15 protein-coding genes are annotated in these 16,581 nt (G+C 63.3%); 7 read left to right on the top strand and 8 right to left on the bottom strand.

All coding sequences use genetic code 11. The features are described from left to right. Positions 1 to 153: 153 nt before the first annotated feature. Both CHU95_RS14180 and CHU95_RS14185 read left to right on the top strand, forming a co-directional pair. Positions 154 to 1,776, top strand: coding sequence for a tetratricopeptide repeat protein (locus tag CHU95_RS14180; protein WP_094456981.1), 1,623 nt, complete (start codon positions 154 to 156; stop codon positions 1,774 to 1,776). 258 nt (positions 1,777 to 2,034) lie between these two features. Further along, on the top strand, positions 2,035 to 2,574 hold the full coding sequence (locus tag CHU95_RS14185; protein ID WP_094457252.1) for a thioesterase family protein: 540 nt from the start codon (positions 2,035 to 2,037) through the stop codon (positions 2,572 to 2,574). Positions 2,575 to 2,761: 187 nt separating this feature from the next. Here CHU95_RS14185 and CHU95_RS14190 read toward each other — a convergent pair whose 3' ends face one another. Together CHU95_RS14190 and CHU95_RS14195 are read right to left on the bottom strand one after the other, a co-directional pair. Continuing rightward, on the bottom strand, positions 2,762 to 4,894 hold the full coding sequence (locus CHU95_RS14190) for a prolyl oligopeptidase family serine peptidase (RefSeq protein ID WP_094457253.1): 2,133 nt from the start codon (positions 4,892 to 4,894) through the stop codon (positions 2,762 to 2,764). Positions 4,895 to 5,009: 115 nt separating this feature from the next. Further along, positions 5,010 to 6,095 carry an anhydro-N-acetylmuramic acid kinase gene (locus CHU95_RS14195; protein WP_207762502.1) on the bottom strand — a complete coding sequence of 362 codons (1,086 nt, stop codon included), beginning with the start codon at positions 6,093 to 6,095 and terminating at the stop codon, positions 5,010 to 5,012. An 83-nt stretch (positions 6,096 to 6,178) separates the two neighbouring features. Here CHU95_RS14195 and tyrS point away from each other — a divergent pair, with 83 nt between their 5' ends. From tyrS to CHU95_RS14210, 3 genes are all read left to right on the top strand, one after another. After that, the gene (gene tyrS, locus CHU95_RS14200; RefSeq protein WP_094456982.1) at positions 6,179 to 7,450 is read left to right on the top strand and encodes a tyrosine--tRNA ligase; all 1,272 of its coding nucleotides are present in this window, start codon (positions 6,179 to 6,181) and stop codon (positions 7,448 to 7,450) included. Between the two features lie 144 nt (positions 7,451 to 7,594). After that, a complete protein-coding gene (locus CHU95_RS14205; RefSeq protein ID WP_094456983.1) occupies positions 7,595 to 8,179 on the top strand; it encodes a hypothetical protein in 585 nt (194 codons plus the stop codon). A gap of 60 nt (positions 8,180 to 8,239) precedes the next feature. Then, positions 8,240 to 10,564, top strand: a complete 2,325-nt coding sequence (locus CHU95_RS14210; protein ID WP_094456984.1) for an ATP-dependent helicase — start codon at positions 8,240 to 8,242, stop codon at positions 10,562 to 10,564. A 144-nt stretch (positions 10,565 to 10,708) separates the two neighbouring features. Here the strand turns inward: CHU95_RS14210 and CHU95_RS14215 are convergent, their stop codons facing one another. After that, positions 10,709 to 11,392, bottom strand: a complete 684-nt coding sequence (locus CHU95_RS14215; protein WP_245838252.1) for a DsbA family oxidoreductase — start codon at positions 11,390 to 11,392, stop codon at positions 10,709 to 10,711. Between the two features lie 107 nt (positions 11,393 to 11,499). Between CHU95_RS14215 and CHU95_RS14220 the strand changes: the two genes are divergently transcribed. Then, positions 11,500 to 12,234, top strand: coding sequence for a hypothetical protein (locus CHU95_RS14220; protein ID WP_094456985.1), 735 nt, complete (start codon positions 11,500 to 11,502; stop codon positions 12,232 to 12,234). A gap of 36 nt (positions 12,235 to 12,270) precedes the next feature. Here CHU95_RS14220 and CHU95_RS14225 read toward each other — a convergent pair whose 3' ends face one another. From CHU95_RS14225 to cobS, 3 genes are read right to left on the bottom strand one after another with little or no spacing between them, the layout of a single operon-like run. Next, positions 12,271 to 12,945, bottom strand: coding sequence for a lipid-binding SYLF domain-containing protein (locus tag CHU95_RS14225; protein WP_094456986.1), 675 nt, complete (start codon positions 12,943 to 12,945; stop codon positions 12,271 to 12,273). Between the two features lie 52 nt (positions 12,946 to 12,997). Further along, complete coding sequence (locus tag CHU95_RS14230) at positions 12,998 to 13,630, bottom strand: histidine phosphatase family protein (protein ID WP_094456987.1); 633 nt, start codon at positions 13,628 to 13,630, stop codon at positions 12,998 to 13,000. After that, positions 13,627 to 14,538: an adenosylcobinamide-GDP ribazoletransferase gene (gene cobS, locus CHU95_RS14235; protein WP_094456988.1), complete on the bottom strand. Its 912-nt coding sequence runs from the start codon at positions 14,536 to 14,538 to the stop codon at positions 13,627 to 13,629. The genes CHU95_RS14230 and cobS overlap by 4 nt, the downstream gene beginning before the upstream one ends. Between cobS and cobT the strand changes: the two genes are divergently transcribed. Further along, positions 14,537 to 15,616 (top strand): nicotinate-nucleotide--dimethylbenzimidazole phosphoribosyltransferase, encoded by a 1,080-nt coding sequence (gene cobT, locus CHU95_RS14240; protein WP_094456989.1) that lies wholly within the window; start codon positions 14,537 to 14,539, stop codon positions 15,614 to 15,616. The two genes, cobS and cobT, sit on opposite strands and share 2 nt — an antisense overlap. On the opposite strand, the gene CHU95_RS14245 is transcribed toward cobT, so the two are convergent. Continuing rightward, a complete protein-coding gene (locus tag CHU95_RS14245) occupies positions 15,617 to 16,057 on the bottom strand; it encodes an RES family NAD+ phosphorylase (protein WP_245838253.1) in 441 nt (146 codons plus the stop codon). Continuing rightward, positions 16,054 to 16,467 (bottom strand): type II RES/Xre toxin-antitoxin system antitoxin, encoded by a 414-nt coding sequence (parS, locus tag CHU95_RS14250; RefSeq protein ID WP_094456990.1) that lies wholly within the window; start codon positions 16,465 to 16,467, stop codon positions 16,054 to 16,056. The genes CHU95_RS14245 and parS overlap by 4 nt, the downstream gene beginning before the upstream one ends. Positions 16,468 to 16,581 lie beyond the last annotated feature (114 nt).

Genomic DNA, 16,581 nt, shown 5'->3' on the forward strand with positions numbered 1-16,581 from the left:
GCCCTGCGCACGGCCGACCCGGCATCTTTTGCCTGACCGCCCGAAAACATTGGATTTACGGGAATTTCCGCTGTTGGCACGTCCCTTGCTGTTTAGGCCACGAACCGATTTGGCCCGGAGGGGCCGTAAAGCGCCAAGCCAAGGAGCACCCCCATGTCCTTCGTCCAGGATTGCGTCAGCATCTCCCGTCAGCACCTGATGGCCGGTTACCTGGCCGAAGCCGAAATGAGCTGCCGCACGGCGCTGCAGGCCGAACCGGCCCATTCGGAAGCCACCCACCTGCTGGGCATCATCGCGCTGCGTTCCAACCGCGCGGCAGAGGCGAACGAGCTGTTCTCCAAGGCCATCGCGCTGGATGGCGCCAAGGCCGAATTTCATAACAGCCGCGGCGTCCTGATGTATGGCTGCCGCCGGTTCGAGGAAGCGGAGGTCGAATTCGCCCAGGCTGTGGCCCTGGATGACGGCGACCCGCTGTCCCATAACAATCTGGGTAATGCACTGCGCGCCCAGGGCAAGCTGGCCGAGGCCGAGCCCTGCTTCCGTAAGGCCGTGGAACTCCGCCCCGCCTATGCCGAGGCGCACAATAACCTGGGCAACACGCTGCGGGAGATGGGCAGCCTGGCCGAGGCGGAATTCTGTTTCCGCCACTCCCTGGCCCTGCGTCCCAAGAACCTGGACGCGGCCTACAATCTTGCGGCCCTGCTGCTCTATACGGATCGCCTGGATGAGGCCGGCCGCCTGTTTGCCAATGTTCTGGCGGGCGATCCCAGCCGGGCAGAGGCTGCCATCGGTCTGGCCCAGGTGTTCCAGGGCCAGGGCCGCATTGACGATGCCATCGCGCTCTTGACCGGTGCCCATAACCGGATGCCGGACAATGCCGCCGTGCTGTTCGCCCTGCAATTGCTGCGCTCCACCCAGATCCCTGCGTGGCATATTCCGATGATCAACGATCATGAGCGCAACGACGCCTATGAGGCGGCCCTGCTGAACAATGTGAGGCCGGGGGATACAGTGCTGGAGATCGGCACGGGTTCCGCCCTGGTTGCCATGATGGCGGCGCGCGCTGGTGCCGGCCATGTCTATACCTGTGAGATGCACAAGCCGCTGGTCGATGTGGCGCGGGAGACGGTGGCGCTGAATGGCTATGGTAAGCACATCACCGTCATCGGCAAGAAATCCACCGATCTGGTGGTGGGGCAGGATATGCCGGAAAAGGCCGATGTCTTTGTGTCCGAACTGATCAATGTCGGCATGCTGGCGCCTGATATGCTGACCATTCTCCAGCATGCCCGCCAGAACCTGCTGAAGCCCGATGCCAAGATCATTCCGGCGGCGGCCACCGTCTATGCCTCGCTGATCCAGGCCGACGATATGCGCCGCATCAGCCCGGTGCGCACCATTTCCGGCTTTGATATGTCCCGGTTCGACCAGTTCCGCACGCCGGGCTACTGCACCATCGATCTGGCCGCCGACGCGCATCGTATGCTGTCAGAGCCCGAGAAAGCCTGGTACTTCGATTTTTACAAGAACATGCCCGACAGCGATGCCAAAGTCCTTACGGTCAAGGCGTCTGAAACGGGTGTCGCCCATGGTGTGGCCTTCTGGTTCGACCTGCACATGGATGAGAAGGTCGACTACCAGTCCAAGTCGCCGACCCGCACCAACCACTGGAAGCAGGCCGTGTATTTCTTCAATCACGACCTGCCGGTCGTGAAGGGCCAGCCGGTGATGATTGGCACGGGTTATGACCGGACGCAGATCCACTTCTATATCTGAACTTCTGATGCGGACGTGCCAACGGTCATTCTCCATGACCGTTGGAGGCCGCCGACCGGCGGCCCGGCGCCCATGCGCCGCAAGCCAAGGGCGCGGACGCGCCCGCCCGGCGTTTGAGGGCGTCCGCGTCAGGTGAAAGCAAGGATGGTTGGGGCTTGATTTCTTGCCGGACCTCAACCCCTATCATCCTTGCCCAAAACAAGGGGCGGTGCCAAAAGGGCGCCGCCCTTTGTCTTTTCCGCTGTTCCGGTGCTGTCGATGAATTTGATCCTCCGCCTGCTGCGCGTCGTGCTGGCCGCCCTGCTGTCGCGGCGGCGGGTGGACCCGCTGGGCACGTCGCTGCTGGGGTTCCGTGTCTGGTTGAATGATATCGACACGAACCTGCACATGAATAATGGCCGGTACTTTACCATCGCCGATCTGGGCCGCGTCGATCTGATGATCCGCACGGGCATGTTGAAGATGCTGATGGCCCGCAAATGGGCGCCGGTGCTGGGTGGGGCCATGATCCGGTTCCGGCGGGAGTTGAAGCCGTTTCAGCCCTATCGCCTGAAAACCCGCGTCCTGTGCTGGGAAGGCAAGTGGATTTACCTGGAACATGTGTTCGAGGCGATGGACGGCCATCTGGCCGCTGTCATTGTCGTGAAGGGCGTGTTCCTGGAAAGAGGCCGGTCAATCGACACTGCGGTGTTGATGCACCATATGGGCATCGACCTGGAAAGCCCGCCCATGCCCGCCGATATCCGCGCCTGGCAGGAAGCACAGCAGGCCGCCAGCGACCGGGCGAAGGAAGGGTAGGGGGCATTCCGTCGCACTTCCTTCTTCATCCCGACTTGCGCCAGGATGACGGAAGAAACGTAGGGGGCATTCCGTCGCACTTCCTTCTTCATCCCGACTTGCGCCAGGATGACGGAAGAAACGTCGTTCTCACGCCCGCCCAAAACAAAAAGGGGAGCCGAAGCCCCCCTTTTTCCGCCGTCCGACCTTACCGGTCGATCAGCTTCTGCGTCAGGTACACGACCTGCAGCGCGGTCACCTCGGCCCGCTGTTTCAGGTTGGCGGCTGCTGAATGGCCGCCTTCCATGTTCTCGTAATACATGACCTTGTGGCCCTGGCTTTCCAGCTTGGCCACAAACTTGCGGGCGTGGCCGGGATGGACGCGGTCATCCTTGGTGGAGGTATAGACGAAGGCCTCCGGATATTTCACATCCTTGCGGATGTTCTGATAGGGGCTGTATCGGGATATCCAGGCGCGTTCATCGGCCTTTTCCGGATCGCCATATTCATCCATCCAGGAGGCCCCGGCCAGCATAGTGTGGTAGCGCATCATGTCCAAAAGCGGCACGGCCACGATCACGGCGCCGAACAGGTCCGGACGCTGGGTCATGGTGACACCGGTCAGCAACCCGCCATTCGACCCGCCCTGGATGCCCAGGCGGGCGGGCTTGGTCACCTTGCTCTTGATCAGGTCTTCGGCCACGGCCTGGAAATCATCAAAGGCGCGCTGACGGTTTGCCTTCAGCGCCGCCTGATGCCAGCGGGGACCGAATTCGCCGCCGCCCCGGATATTGGCAACGACATAGGCGCCACCCTGTTCCAGCCAGGCCTTGCCGAACACCGACATATAAGCCGGGGTCAATGCAATCTCGAACCCGCCATAGCCGTAGAGCAGGGTCGGATTGTTGCCATCTAGCTTCATGTCCTTCTTATGGACAATGAAATAGGGCACACGCGTGCCATCCTTGGAGACGGCGAAGCGCTGTTCGGCCGTCAGGTTGGCGGCATCAAATCGGGCGGGCAGGGACTTGATGGCTTGCGGCGTGCCGCCATTTTCCATGATGTACAGCGTGTCGGGCTGCAGGAAATTGGTGTAATTGACCAGCACATCGGTGCTGTTGGCGTCGGTCGACACAATGTTCAGGCTGCCATTGGCCGGCAGGGTGATCTCGGCCTGGGTCCACCCGGAGGCGCCCTTGCGCACCGACACCAGACGACCCACGACATTATCCAGCAGGTCCAGATAGATGGCATCCTTGGCAATGCCTACGCCCTGGATGGCGGCGGTTTCGCCCGGCGAATAGATCACATCGACCGTTTCCACCTTGCCTGCTGCCGCCTGGGCCAGCGGCACAGCGACCAGGTCGCCCTTCTTCAGGGTCTTGCCCGCCACTTGCCAGTCGTCGCGCATGGCCACGATCAGGTCGCCATTCATGACGCCCTTCATGTCCACACCCAGCGGCAGGGCCAGCTTCACGACCTTGCCGTCGGGCGTCAACTGGTGCCATTCCTCGGTAAAGAAGGTCGGCCCGCGCTGCAGCAGGATGGTGCTGCCCTCAGGCCGATGGATGCCCCAGGGGCGCGCCCACACATCCTTGACGCCGACTTCCAGAACCAATGGGGCAGCGGCCAGATCGGTGCCGCGCTTCCACAGACGCACCTGACGGGCATAGCCGCTGTCGGTCATGGTGCCGGGACCGAAATCGGTGGCAACCAGCAGCGTATCCTTGTCCATCCAATCAAGGGTCTGCTTGGATTCAACGGTCTGGAACCCATCCTTCACAAAGGATTTTGTCGCCACATCAAATTCGCGGACGACGACGGCGTCCTTGCCACCGTCGGACAGATAGACCAGGCAGCGATTGGCATCGGTGCCGAAGCAATTATGGCCCTTATAGACCCAGTTCTTGCCTTCATCCGCCGACAGCTTGTCGATGTCCAGGATCGTATCCCATTCGGTGTCGGCAGCCTTGTAGCTGTCCAGCGTCGCACGGCGCCAGATGCCGCGCACATGCGTCTGGTCCTGCCAGAAATTATCGACCTTGCCGCCCTCCAGATTGCCATAGGCAATGCGGTCCCGGGCGGTCAGCACCCTTTCGGCCTCGGCCCGGATGGTCTCGAAACGCGGATCGTTTTTCAGGCGGGTGAAGGTCTTGTCATTATGGGCCTTGCCCCACTCCAGCGCTTTCTGCCCCTCCACCTCTTCCAGCCAGAAGAACGGGTCCTGCTTGGCCTGTGCCTCGGCGAAGGGATGGCCCGCCGGCGCATCCGCCGCCAAGGTGGGTGTCGCCGAAAGGGCGATAAGGGCCGCCGCTGTCATCAACGCGCTCCGTACTGACATTGTCGCCTTGTCCTTGTCTTTGCTTCCGATGACCGTCCGAAGCCACCGGCTCTGTGGCATCTTGGGTATCATCGGGGGCAGTCAAGGGGTAGCGGTTGAAACAGAGCGGAAACAATTACCGTGGGTGGGCGTGGAACCGCCCACCCGTCAGCGGTGCCGGCACGCCCGTCGTGCCGGGCAACGACAAAGCCAGACCGAGCCGGGAACGGACCGCCAGATAGGCAAAGGCTTCGGCCTCCAACGCATCGCCGTTCCAGCCCTGGCCGTCCACGGGAGCCACGGGAACCCCGTCCAACCGATCGGCCAGCATCCACATCAAGGTCTCGTTGCGCCGCCCGCCGCCGCAGATCAGCCAGCGTTTGGGCTTTGCTGGAACATGGTCCAGGGCGCGGATGATCGTCTCCGCCGTAAAGGCCGTCAGGGTGGCGGCGGCATCTTCCGTCGACAGGTTGGTCATCGCCGCCTGCGCCCAGGCATCGCGGTCCAGCGATTTGGGGGGTGGGGCCGTGAAATAGGGATGGTCCAGCAGGCGGGCCAGCATGTCACCATCGACATGGCCAGCGCCGGCGATGCGCCCGCCATCATCATAGGGCTCACCCGTGCGGGACAGAACCAGATCGTCGATCAGGGCATTGCCGGGGCCGGTATCAAAGGCCACCACATCCAGCGGACCTTCGCCCAGCCAGGTGATGTTGGCGACGCCACCAATGTTCAGGATGGCCAGGGGGCGGTCCATGTCACTGGCCAGCGCCTGATGATAGAGCGGCACCAGGGGTGCGCCCTGACCGCCGGCCTGGACGTCCGCCGTTCGGAAATCATGCACGACATCGATGCCTGTGGCGGCCGCCAGCCTTACCCCGTCGCCAATCTGCCAGGTATGGCGGCGGTCGGGGGCGTGCAGGATAGTGTGGCCGTGAAAGCCGATCAGGTCCACGCTCGATGCTTCGATCTCCTGCACCCGCAGCAGGCTTTCCACGGCTTCGGCATGCAGGTCGGTCAGTTCCGCCTCCACCCCCGCGACATCGCCAACCCCGCCCAGAATGGCGCGCAGCCGGTCGCGAAAGGCGCGACGGTAGGGGGTGAAGATAAAGCCCAGCGGTTCTACGAAGCCATGGCCATCGGTGCGAACCAGGGCGGCGTCAATGCCGTCCATGGAGGTGCCGCTCATCAAACCGACCGTCAGGAAACGCTGCAATGCCATCACGCACCATGCTCTAGATTTGCAGATGTGCTACCACGCCCATGGCCATTGGGGCCATTCTCGAACATCAAGGTCTATGGAAGATGAGCACCACCACCGTTCCCGCGAACATCAAGTCCGAATTCCTGCGCGTGATGGTGGAGCGTGGCTATTATCATCAGGCCACCGACCTTGAGGCGCTGGACAAGCAACTGACTGACGGGATCGTCACCGGTTATATCGGGTTTGACGCCACCGCGACCAGCCTGCATGTCGGCTCGCTGATCCAGATCATGATCCTGCGGCGGTTGCAGCAGGCGGGCCATCGCCCCATCGCCCTGATGGGGGGCGGTACTACCAAGATCGGTGACCCGACCTTCAAGGATGAAGCACGCCCGCTGCTGACCAATGAGGTCATCGACCAGAATATCCAGGGCATCCTGAAGCCGTTTAACCGGCTGATCCAGTTTGGCGATGGGCCGACCGATGCCCTGCTGGCCAATAATGCTGATTGGCTGGATGAACTGCGCTACATCCCGTTCCTGCGCGATGTCGGCCGGCATTTCACCATCAACCGCATGCTGACCTTTGACAGTGTCAAGCTGCGCCTGGACCGTGAACAGCCGCTGACCTTCCTGGAATTCAACTACATGATCCTGCAGGCCTACGATTTCGTGGAGCTGCAACGCCGTTTCGGCTGCACGCTGCAATGCGGCGGTTCGGATCAGTGGGGCAACATCGTCAATGGCGTGGAACTGGGCCGCCGTATCGCCAATACGCAGCTTTTCGGGCTGACCTCGCCCCTGCTGACCACCGCGTCGGGCGCCAAGATGGGCAAGACGGCGGCGGGTGCGGTGTGGTTGAATGAAGACCGGCTGTCGCATCTGGATTTCTGGCAGTTCTGGCGTAATACGGAGGATGCCGATGTCGGCCGCTTCCTGAAGCTGTTCACCGACCTGCCTTTGGCGGAGATCGCGCGGCTGGAGGCGTTGCAGGGCGCGGAGATCAACGAGGCCAAGAAGATCCTGGCCACCGAAGTCACCGCCCTGGTGCGCGGACGCGAGGCGGCGGATGCCGCCGCCGAAACCGCGCGGCGCACGTTCGAAGAAGGGGCGGCGGCCGAAGGTCTGCCGACCATCGAGGTGGCGGCGGGTGCCCTGGCCGATGGTGCCTATCTGGCCGACCTGCTAGTCCAGACCGGGTTGTCGGCCAGCAAGGGCGAGGCGCGCCGCCTGATCAAGGGCAATGGCGTGAAGGTCAATGACGGCGCCGTGTCGGACGAGGCCTACAAGCTGTTCGCGTCGCATGTCGGCGAGGATGGCGTCATCAAACTGTCGGCCGGCAAGAAGCGTCATGCCCTGGTGAAACCGGTCTGATCGGCAGGTCAGATCGCGGCATTGCCAAGCGCTTACGAAGGAGACGGCAATCCTGTGACGGCGGCCCGGCGCGTTCCGGGCCGCTTGCCTTTTTGGCGCGTTTTGCGCGATCATCACCCCCATCGGTAAAACCAGGAGGGGAAGTTGAAGTATCACCCGGAAGCATTGGAGCCGATTGTCACCTTCCTGCGTGATATTGGGATCGGGGTCGAGTTTGGTCCCGGAGCGCAGAACGGCTTTCTGCCGGGGGTGAATATCCATGCCGGGGTGATCCATGTGGATCCGGAAACGCTGGTCGGGTCCGGCGATCTTCTGCATGAGGCGGGGCATATCGCCATCATGCCGCGTCGTTTCCATGCGCAGTTGGGCAGCGATTTGGAGGCCGATACGCACCGCGTCATTGCCCAGGAAGTGGGCGAGGGTATTCCCAGCGATCCGATTCTGGCCGCCCCGCTTCAACAAGGGGAACTGATGGCTCAGGCCTGGTCCTATGCGGCGGCGCTGCATATCGGTGTTCCGCCCGCCTGTGTGTTCTTTCCCGGTTCCTATAAGCACCATGAGTATGAGGGCCAGCACCCAATGGAGCGCTGGATCGAAAGCGGTTCCCATTTTGGGCTACGGGCACTCGCAACGGTCGGTATGACGGGATATGCCGGGCTGTTCGCGCTGATGGGGGCCGACAACACTCTGCCCCCCTTTCCAGTCATGTCGCGTTGGGTACAGGATTGATCGACAGGGGCGGTCGCGCCCTTTGTCAGGGCGGAGAATTCTGTATATGTTCTCCCCACCATGATTGACGATCTGATTGACGAGCCGTTCCCGGCATACCCGCCCGCCCCCGCGCACCGCCCCTATCTGGACGGGTTGAACCCGGTCCAGCGGCAGGCGGTGGAAGCGCTGGACGGGCCCGTCCTTGTTCTGGCGGGTGCAGGCACCGGCAAGACGCGGGTGCTGACCACGCGGCTGGCGCATCTGTTGCTGTCACGGCGGATCAGCCCGTGGAACGTGCTGACGGTGACCTTCACCAACAAGGCGGCGCGGGAAATGCGCGACCGCGTCGATAATCTGCTGGGCAGCCAGTCGGAAGGCTGGTGGATGGGCACGTTCCATTCGCTGGCCGCGCGCATCCTGCGCCGCCATGCCGAACTGATCGGGTTGAAGCCCAGCTTCACCATCCTGGACACCGACGACCAGATCCGTCTGGTGAAACAGTTGATGGAGGCTGAGAATATTGACAGCAAGAAGTGGCCCGCCCGCATGCTGCTGTCCATTATCGAACGCTGGAAGGACCGGGCGCTGACCCCGGACAAGCTGAAGCCCGAAGATGCCGGCGACGCCGCCAATGGCCGCATCCTGTCGATCTATAGACAGTATCAGGACCGGTTGCTGTCCTTGAACTGTTGCGATTTCGGCGATCTGCTGCTGCACAATATCACGCTGTTCCAGCAGCATCATGATGTGCTGATCGAGTATCAGCGGCGGTTCAAATATATTCTGGTGGACGAGTATCAGGACACCAACGTGGCCCAGTATCTCTGGCTGCGGCTGCTGGCCCAATCGCACAAGAATATCTGCTGCGTGGGCGATGATGACCAGTCGATCTATGGCTGGCGCGGGGCGGAGGTGGGAAACATCCTGCGGTTTGAGCATGATTTTCCTGGCGCCCAGGTCATCCGGCTGGAACAGAATTACCGCTCCACCGCCCATATCCTGGGGGCGGCCCATGGCATTATTGCCCATAATCAAGGACGCCTGGGCAAGCAGCTCTGGACCGAGACAGAGGGCGGGGAGAAGGTCCGCGTCCGCGGCCTGTGGGATGCAGAAGAAGAGGCCCGCTGGGTCGGGGAGGAGGTGGAGGCGTTGCAGCGCCAACGCGTCAGCCTGGGCCAGATGGCGGTGCTGGTCCGTGCCGGCTTTCAGACACGCGAGTTCGAGGAACGGTTCATCACGCTGGGCCTGCCCTACCGGGTGATCGGTGGCCCGCGTTTCTATGAACGCCAGGAAATCCGCGATGCGCTGGCCTATCTGCGTGTGTTGGTCAGCCCGGAGGATGATCTGGCGTTTGAGCGTATCATCAACACACCCAAGCGCGGCATTGGCGCGACGACCATTCAGCAGCTCTACGTGGCCGCGCGCACGCTGGGCGTGCCGTTGACGGAGGCGGCCTGGAAGCTGTCGCAGACCGATGAGCTGAAGCCCAAGATGCGCAGCGCCATTTCCAGCCTCTCGCAGGATTTTTTCCGCTGGCGCGCCCTGATCGACCGGGTGCCGCACACGGAACTGGCCCAGACCATCCTGGATGAAAGCGGCTATACCCGCATGTGGCAGGAGGATAAGAGCCCCGAAGCGCCCGGCCGGCTGGATAATCTGAAGGAACTGATCAACGCCATGGGCGAGTTTGAGAACCTGACCGGGTTCCTCGAACATGTCTCGCTGGTTATGGAGAATGCGCAAGGGGCTGGGGAGGAGCAGGTCTCGCTGATGACCCTGCATGGTGCCAAGGGTCTTGAATTTGACGTCGTCTTCCTGCCGGGATGGGAGGAGGGTGTGTTCCCCAGCCAGCGTACGCTGGACGAAAACGGCATTGCCGGCTTGGAGGAGGAGCGGCGGCTGGCCTATGTCGGCATCACGCGGGGGCGCAAGCGTGTTTATATCAGCCACGCCGCCAACCGCCGTATCCATGGCACCTGGGCGACAGCCATTCCATCCCGCTTTGTTGAGGAATTGCCGCCCGACCATATCGAAACCGAGAATAATCCTGGCATCGGTGGGGCCGGCTTTGGCGGCAGCATGCGCGACAGTGCCTATGGCGGCGGGTTCGGTGGTGGCTGGGGTGGGGGCGGTTTTGGCGACCGCTTCAACCGCATGAGCCAGAAGGCAGCGCAGGCCCCGGCGCGCAGTGGCGGACGGCTGATCGAAGGCACGGCCGTGGATGTGACGCCGCGCAAACGCCCCGACCGTGCCTTTAATCCTGGTGACCGGGTGTTCCACACCAAATTCGGTTATGGCGTGGTCAAGGCGGTGGAGAATGACAAGTTGGAAATCAACTTCGATGTCGCCGGAACCAAGAAGGTGATGGACAGTTTTGTGGTGCCGGCAGACAAGGCGGGGTGAGCGCGAAATCACATCCCCGTGATCGGTACCGCTTGCTGCGCTTTCATCACCTGCGCGGCCGTTTTAGGGGCCGGTCCATGCCAGACCGGGCGGCAACGGCCAGCGGCAGCATGCATCAGCGCTGCGAGGCCGTGCCGCTCGCACTCAGCCCACCAGTTCATCGCGTGCCAGGTCCAGCATGGGCAGAAAGGCCGTATGTTCCTGGGCGCCGGCCAGGGCATAACGTCGGTCGAAGATATAGCAGGGGACGGCCTGCACGCCCAATTGCCGGGCCTGTGTATCACTGCCCCGGATCGACGCCCGATCGGCTTCCCCATTCAGGTAATCGGTCGCTTCCGCAGCGTCCAACCCCTGTTCGGCGGCAATGGTGACCAGCGTGGTCAGATTGCCGATATCATTCCCCTGCTGGAAATAGGCGACAAACAGGGCCATGGCCATGTCGGTCGCCTTGCCGAACCGTTCGGCGAAGCGGATCATGCGATGGGCCTGCAGGGTGCTGGGAATACGGCGGATCAGGTCCAGACGCAGCAATAGACCTTCCCGCGCGGCAGCCTGTTCGACCACGGCATGCATCTGCCGCACCCGCTCCGGTCCGCCAAACTTGGCTGTGAAATAAAGGTCACGATCCATGCCGTCGGCGGGCAGGTCGGGGTTCAGTTGAAATGGCATCCAGCGGATATCGACCCGAACGCCCGGCCGTTCAGCCAGCGCCCGATCCAGCCGGACCTTGCCCAGGAAACACCAGGGACAAATCAGGTCCGAGTAGATTTCGATCAGCATACCCGCCCCCAGAAATTCTGCATCATTCGCTGACCACAATATCGCCATTTACCCCGCCCGGCGAGGGTGGCCGCACCAATGAGCCGTTGCGCCAACGGCGGCAGAGCGCCATGATGTTAAAAATATATGAAGGTCGGGCGGTTGGGGAATGCACAATGACCACGATCCTGACGGCGTCGCAACTGGCCTCGGCCTTTGTCAGCCACACCACGCTGCTGCTGGCGGTCAATCTCACCCATGATCTGGACCCGGTGTTGGCTGGCTTCCTGCCGGATGAGGTGCCGACGGCGGATGAATTGCTGGATGATCAGGTGCTGATCGGCCAGGTGATCCGTGCCCCGCGTGGCGATGTGCGGCTGGAACGGACATTGGCGTGGCTGGAACAGGTTTGGTTTAACCTGGGTGACCGTGCGTCCATCGCCGCGCTGGTGCGGCAGGAGTTGGAGGCACGACGGCATGTGCCGGTGATTTTTGACCTGGATGACGGGTTGATCCGGGCCGCCAACCTGCTGGACCTGCTGGTCCGGCAATGTGCGGGTCTGATGGATACGGCACCGCTGGCCGCCATTCTGTCCCTGCTGCGTCAGTGGCAGGTTGATCGGCGGCGGGAAACCCTGCTGGACCTGGAGCGCCACTGCCTGCCGCTGCTGAGGAACGACGATGCCACGCCGGCCGCCGAACAGGTGCGCCGCATCCGCTTTCTGGCCGTGGAAGGGGCTCTGCCAGCGGATGAGTACCTGAGCCTGCATTTTGACCCGCAGGCGTTGCCTGACTGGGACATGGCCGAATTGACCCGCCTGATCCGTACCCGTTACCCGCTCCTGCGGCGCGATGATGTCGAAGCCATGGTTGCTGCCCGGTCATCCCCGGTGCGGGCGGCGGTGGCGTGATGACCGCAGCGGTCGTCACGCCCTGACCCGCCGCGCTTACGGCGCGCTCAGCGCGCTGGCCAGGGCCTGCGCTTCCGGCCGATAGAAATGCCGATCCACCAGGATGGCGCGCGGCTCGGTCTTCTGACCATAGAATTTGTCGTTGAACTCGGAGCGCGGGGCAATCACCGAGCCTTCGACCGCCATGCCGCCGAACAGGCCGCTGGTCTTGGCATAGACATAAATGTCCGCCGACAGGCCCACACCATAGGAGGCGCCGACGCCGGTGCCCAATTCGCCGATGGCGACATTGGCGTCGGCCCCCAGCTTGACCTTGCGGTCAATGACGGCATCCAGACCCTTCTGGGTCATGATCACCATCATCATTTCCGACGCCTGGCCGCCGAATTGCAGGCCAAAGCTGGCCTCGGCCAGAGTGTAGAAGGCAGGACCGCTCCACGCCCCATCATCGCCCCGCGCCACCATCACGCCGGTGCCGCCGCCGCCGCCGACAAAAAACCCGGCCTGGATGACATTGGGCAGAATCAGGACGGCGCGGGCGCGGCCGACCAGGGTCTTGAGATCCTTATATTGCGGATCGGTCAGCAGGGTCAGCGCCGTGACCCGCGCCCGTTCCACCATCAATTCGGGTTCCGTCAGGGCCTGGGCCGGACGCACCAGGGCGGACACCGCCAGGGTCAGGCCGAACAGGGCCATCACGAAACGCTTCATTTCTTCGCTCCCTTATTTCGCGAACAGCATTCTGAATGCCCGCAATGCTTACTCAACGCAAGCGGCCCCGACATGGCGGAATATTGGCACCGATAAGGCGCCATTGCCCATCGCCATCACCCAGGGCCAGATGGTCCATCCGGAACAGATGCCAATGATCAACCGCCACTGACAGCACACCGGCGGGTGGCAGGCCCAGGCACAGGGCCAGGGCCGCACGGATGGGGCCGGCATGCCCGACCATGACGATGTCCCGCCCCTGATACGTGGCGGTTTCACGCCTGACTGCCATCCCCACGCGGTCCGACAGGGTGGCGAAACTTTCGCCCCCCGGCGGGGCATTGCCGGCCGGGTCCTGCCAGAAACGCTCGGCAACCTCGCGTTCGCTGTCCCAGATCTCCGCATGGGTACGTCCCTGCCAGGCGCCAAAATCCTGTTCGGTCAGATCAGCCACGCTGACGGTGGGCTGTCCGGGCCGCAGGGCCGCCGCCGATCGGATACTGCGCCCCAGCGGGGTGGTCAGCCACACCGCGTTGTCGGGCAGCCAGGACCGGGCACCCTCAATCATTCCAGTATCGGAAAGATCGACATCCGCATCCAGGCGCCCGGCAATGGTTCCGGCTGGCAGGGACAGGGGGGCATGCCGCACCCACCACCAGCGTGTTACAGCGTAACCGACACTCATATCGAAGCCGGAATAACAGCAGCCAGGGTCAGCAGGAACCCGATTTCGGCCATCTGCTGTCCAGCGCCCAGCACATCTCCTGTGACGCCGCCGATCTGCTTTTTTGACAGCCGTGCAACACCCCAGACAGCCGCAGCCGATACGACCATCACCAACAGGCTGATCATGCCGGACGCCAGATGCAGCTTGTTCAGGGCCGTGGCAGCCAGGGTGAAGCCGATCAGCAGGGCGACCAGGGCGCGGGCACTGTCGGGCCGTCCCTGGTCCGCTGATACACCTTTCAGCCGCGCATCGGGCAGGGCCAGCTTCACCAGCGGCAGCAGCCCCCTTGAGAAAGCATGCGCGCCAATCAGGGCCAGGGCAACAGTGCGCGGATCAGCCAGGGTTGCCAGCACGCCCACACGGGCCAGCACGGCCAGGATCAGGGCCATGGAACCATAGGTGCCGACACGACTGTCCTTCATGATGGACAGTTTTGCGTCCTTGTCCCGTCCGCCGCCGAACCCATCGGCGACATCAGCCAACCCATCCTCATGCAGGGCGCCGGTCAGCCAGGTCAGGGCGGCCACGGTGACAATGGCGGCCAGCAATGGTGCCAGACCAACCGCATGCAGGGCCCCATACAGCAGACCCCCCGCCGCCCCGATCAAGCAGCCCACGATGGGAAACCAGGAGAGGGCACGACGGTTCAGATCATCCGGCCAGTCGCCTTTCCATGGGATGGGCAGGCGGGTCAGGAAGATGGTGGCCGCCATGAATTCCGCGAGCGGTTGGGGCCTGTGCTGCTTTGTTGCATCGCTCATGACATCGGTATAGGCCAGTGTGGCCTCGACCGCCAGCACCGTTCCGGCTTGTGTCAACGGAGCCAGACGGTAACCATAACCCCGTGCCTTTTTAGGAAAAGTCATGTCCGGCCATCACGACCATTCCCATCACGCCCACGATGACGACGGCTTGCCCAGCCTGGAGGAAATCCGCCGTGTGTTGGCGGATCTGCCGGGACCGGATCTGGAGGCGGGTACGGCAGCCTTGCAGCGTGAGCAGACCCTGCTGAAGCCGCCCGGAGCGCTGGGCCGTTTGGAGGAACTGGTGCAATGGCTGGCCACCTGGCAGGGCAAGGCCCCACCGGAACTGACCCATCCGCGCATCGTGATCTTCGCGGGTGCCCATGGCGTGGCGCAGCGTGGCGTGTCCGCCTATCCGCCCGCTGTGACGGGGCAGATGGTGCAGGCCTTTATCAATGGCCATGCCGCCATCAACCAGTTGGCCGAACTGCATGACGCTGACCTGCGCGTGCATGAGATGGACCTGGACCACCCCACATCCGACTTCACCCAAGGTCCGGCGATGAGCGAGGAGGTCTGCGCCCGCGCCGCCGCCTATGGCATGATGGCCATCGAACCCGGCTTGCACCTGCTGTGCCTGGGCGAAATGGGCATCGGCAACACCACCTCGGCCGCCGCCCTGTGTGCCGCCCTGTTCGGGGGGCCGGCGTCCGATTGGGTTGGCCCCGGTACGGGCGTGGACAGCGAAGGCATCAAACGCAAGATCGCGGTGGTCGAGGCTGGGCTGGCCGCCAACCCCACGGCCCTGACCGATCCGTTTGAGGCGCTGCGCTGCCTGGGTGGGCAGGAATTGTCGGCCATCATGGGGGCGATCATCGCCTGCCGTCTGGCCCGCGTGCCGGTCGTCCTGGACGGGTTTGCCTGCACCGCCGCTGCCGCCGTCCTGTACAAGGCCGATCCCAAGGCGCTGGACCATTGCATTGTCGCCCATCGCAGCGCCGAGCCGGGCCATACCCGCCTGCTGACCGCGATCAACAAGCGTCCGCTGTTCGAATTCGACATGCGCTTGGGCGAGGCATCGGGGGCGGCGCTCACCATTCCGGTCCTGCGCTCCGCGCTCGCCTGCCACCTGAACATGGCGACCTTTGCCGAGGCCGGGGTCAGCGGTAAGGGCGAGAAGCCGGCGGGGTCGGTGCATTGATCACGGCGTGAACGGTGCCCATAGCCGACGGTCGAAGCTGAACGCACGGCTGCCGGTGATGCGGGCGCCGTTTGCTTCGGGATGGGCCGGGTTCAGCAGCAGATTGCGGCTTTCCGGCACGATCAGCGACGGCACCGACAGCACCGGCGTGCGCACCGACCGCAGCCAGTCGGTGCCGTAAGCGGCGGTGTCTGGCGGAAGGTCATCGACCCGCTCCACGGCCAGTCCGTCCAGCGCCACGCGGCTCAACACATAATCATCGGGCAGTAGATCGGGCGACAGGTCCAGATGCACCCGGACCTCCAGCACGGCCAAGGCTGCCGTCTCTGCCAGATAGGCGACGGGCAAGCCCGGCTGGTTCCAACGCCCGCCATGAAGCCGTGCCCCTTCACCCGACAGATCGGCAAAGGGTGCCCGGCAGATGCGCCAGCCCAGCGTCACGCCGCGATCCCGTGGGCGATACGGCCCAGCAGGTTTTCCACCGCCCGCGCTCCTTCATCTGTGTCCAGCAGGTGCAAGGGTGGCTCCCCGCCCAGGGCCGATGTCGGACGGCGCAGCCAGCGTGCCGCCTTTTCCCGATCCCCAAATGTCTCTGCCGTCAGGGCCAGCAGCCGGACCACGCGCACCAGCCTGTCCGACTGTTCCGCCGTCAACCGGCCTGTCTTGCGGCGGTTTGACAGGGTGCGGCGGGGCAGGACGATGCGATCCAGTTCCACCGCGCTCAACCAACCGCCATCCATGACATGATCGATGGCGTCAATGGGCAGCCCATCGCGGATCAGGCGGACAAGATCAAGCCCGCCTGGAACCCGATCGCCCATGATATCTTTCAGAGCTGCTGGCTGCATCATCCGCTCCTGGCCATTTGCCAATACTATATGGGCGTTTGGCCGCAGACGGCAACGTTGAAACCGCGGGGTCGACCGCGCATCCTGCCGCCGGATCGACCCACAGGATAACAGACC

Origin of the sequence: Niveispirillum lacus (assembly GCF_002251795.1) — a bacterium.
Classification (GTDB): Bacteria; Pseudomonadota; Alphaproteobacteria; order Azospirillales; family Azospirillaceae; genus Niveispirillum; species Niveispirillum lacus.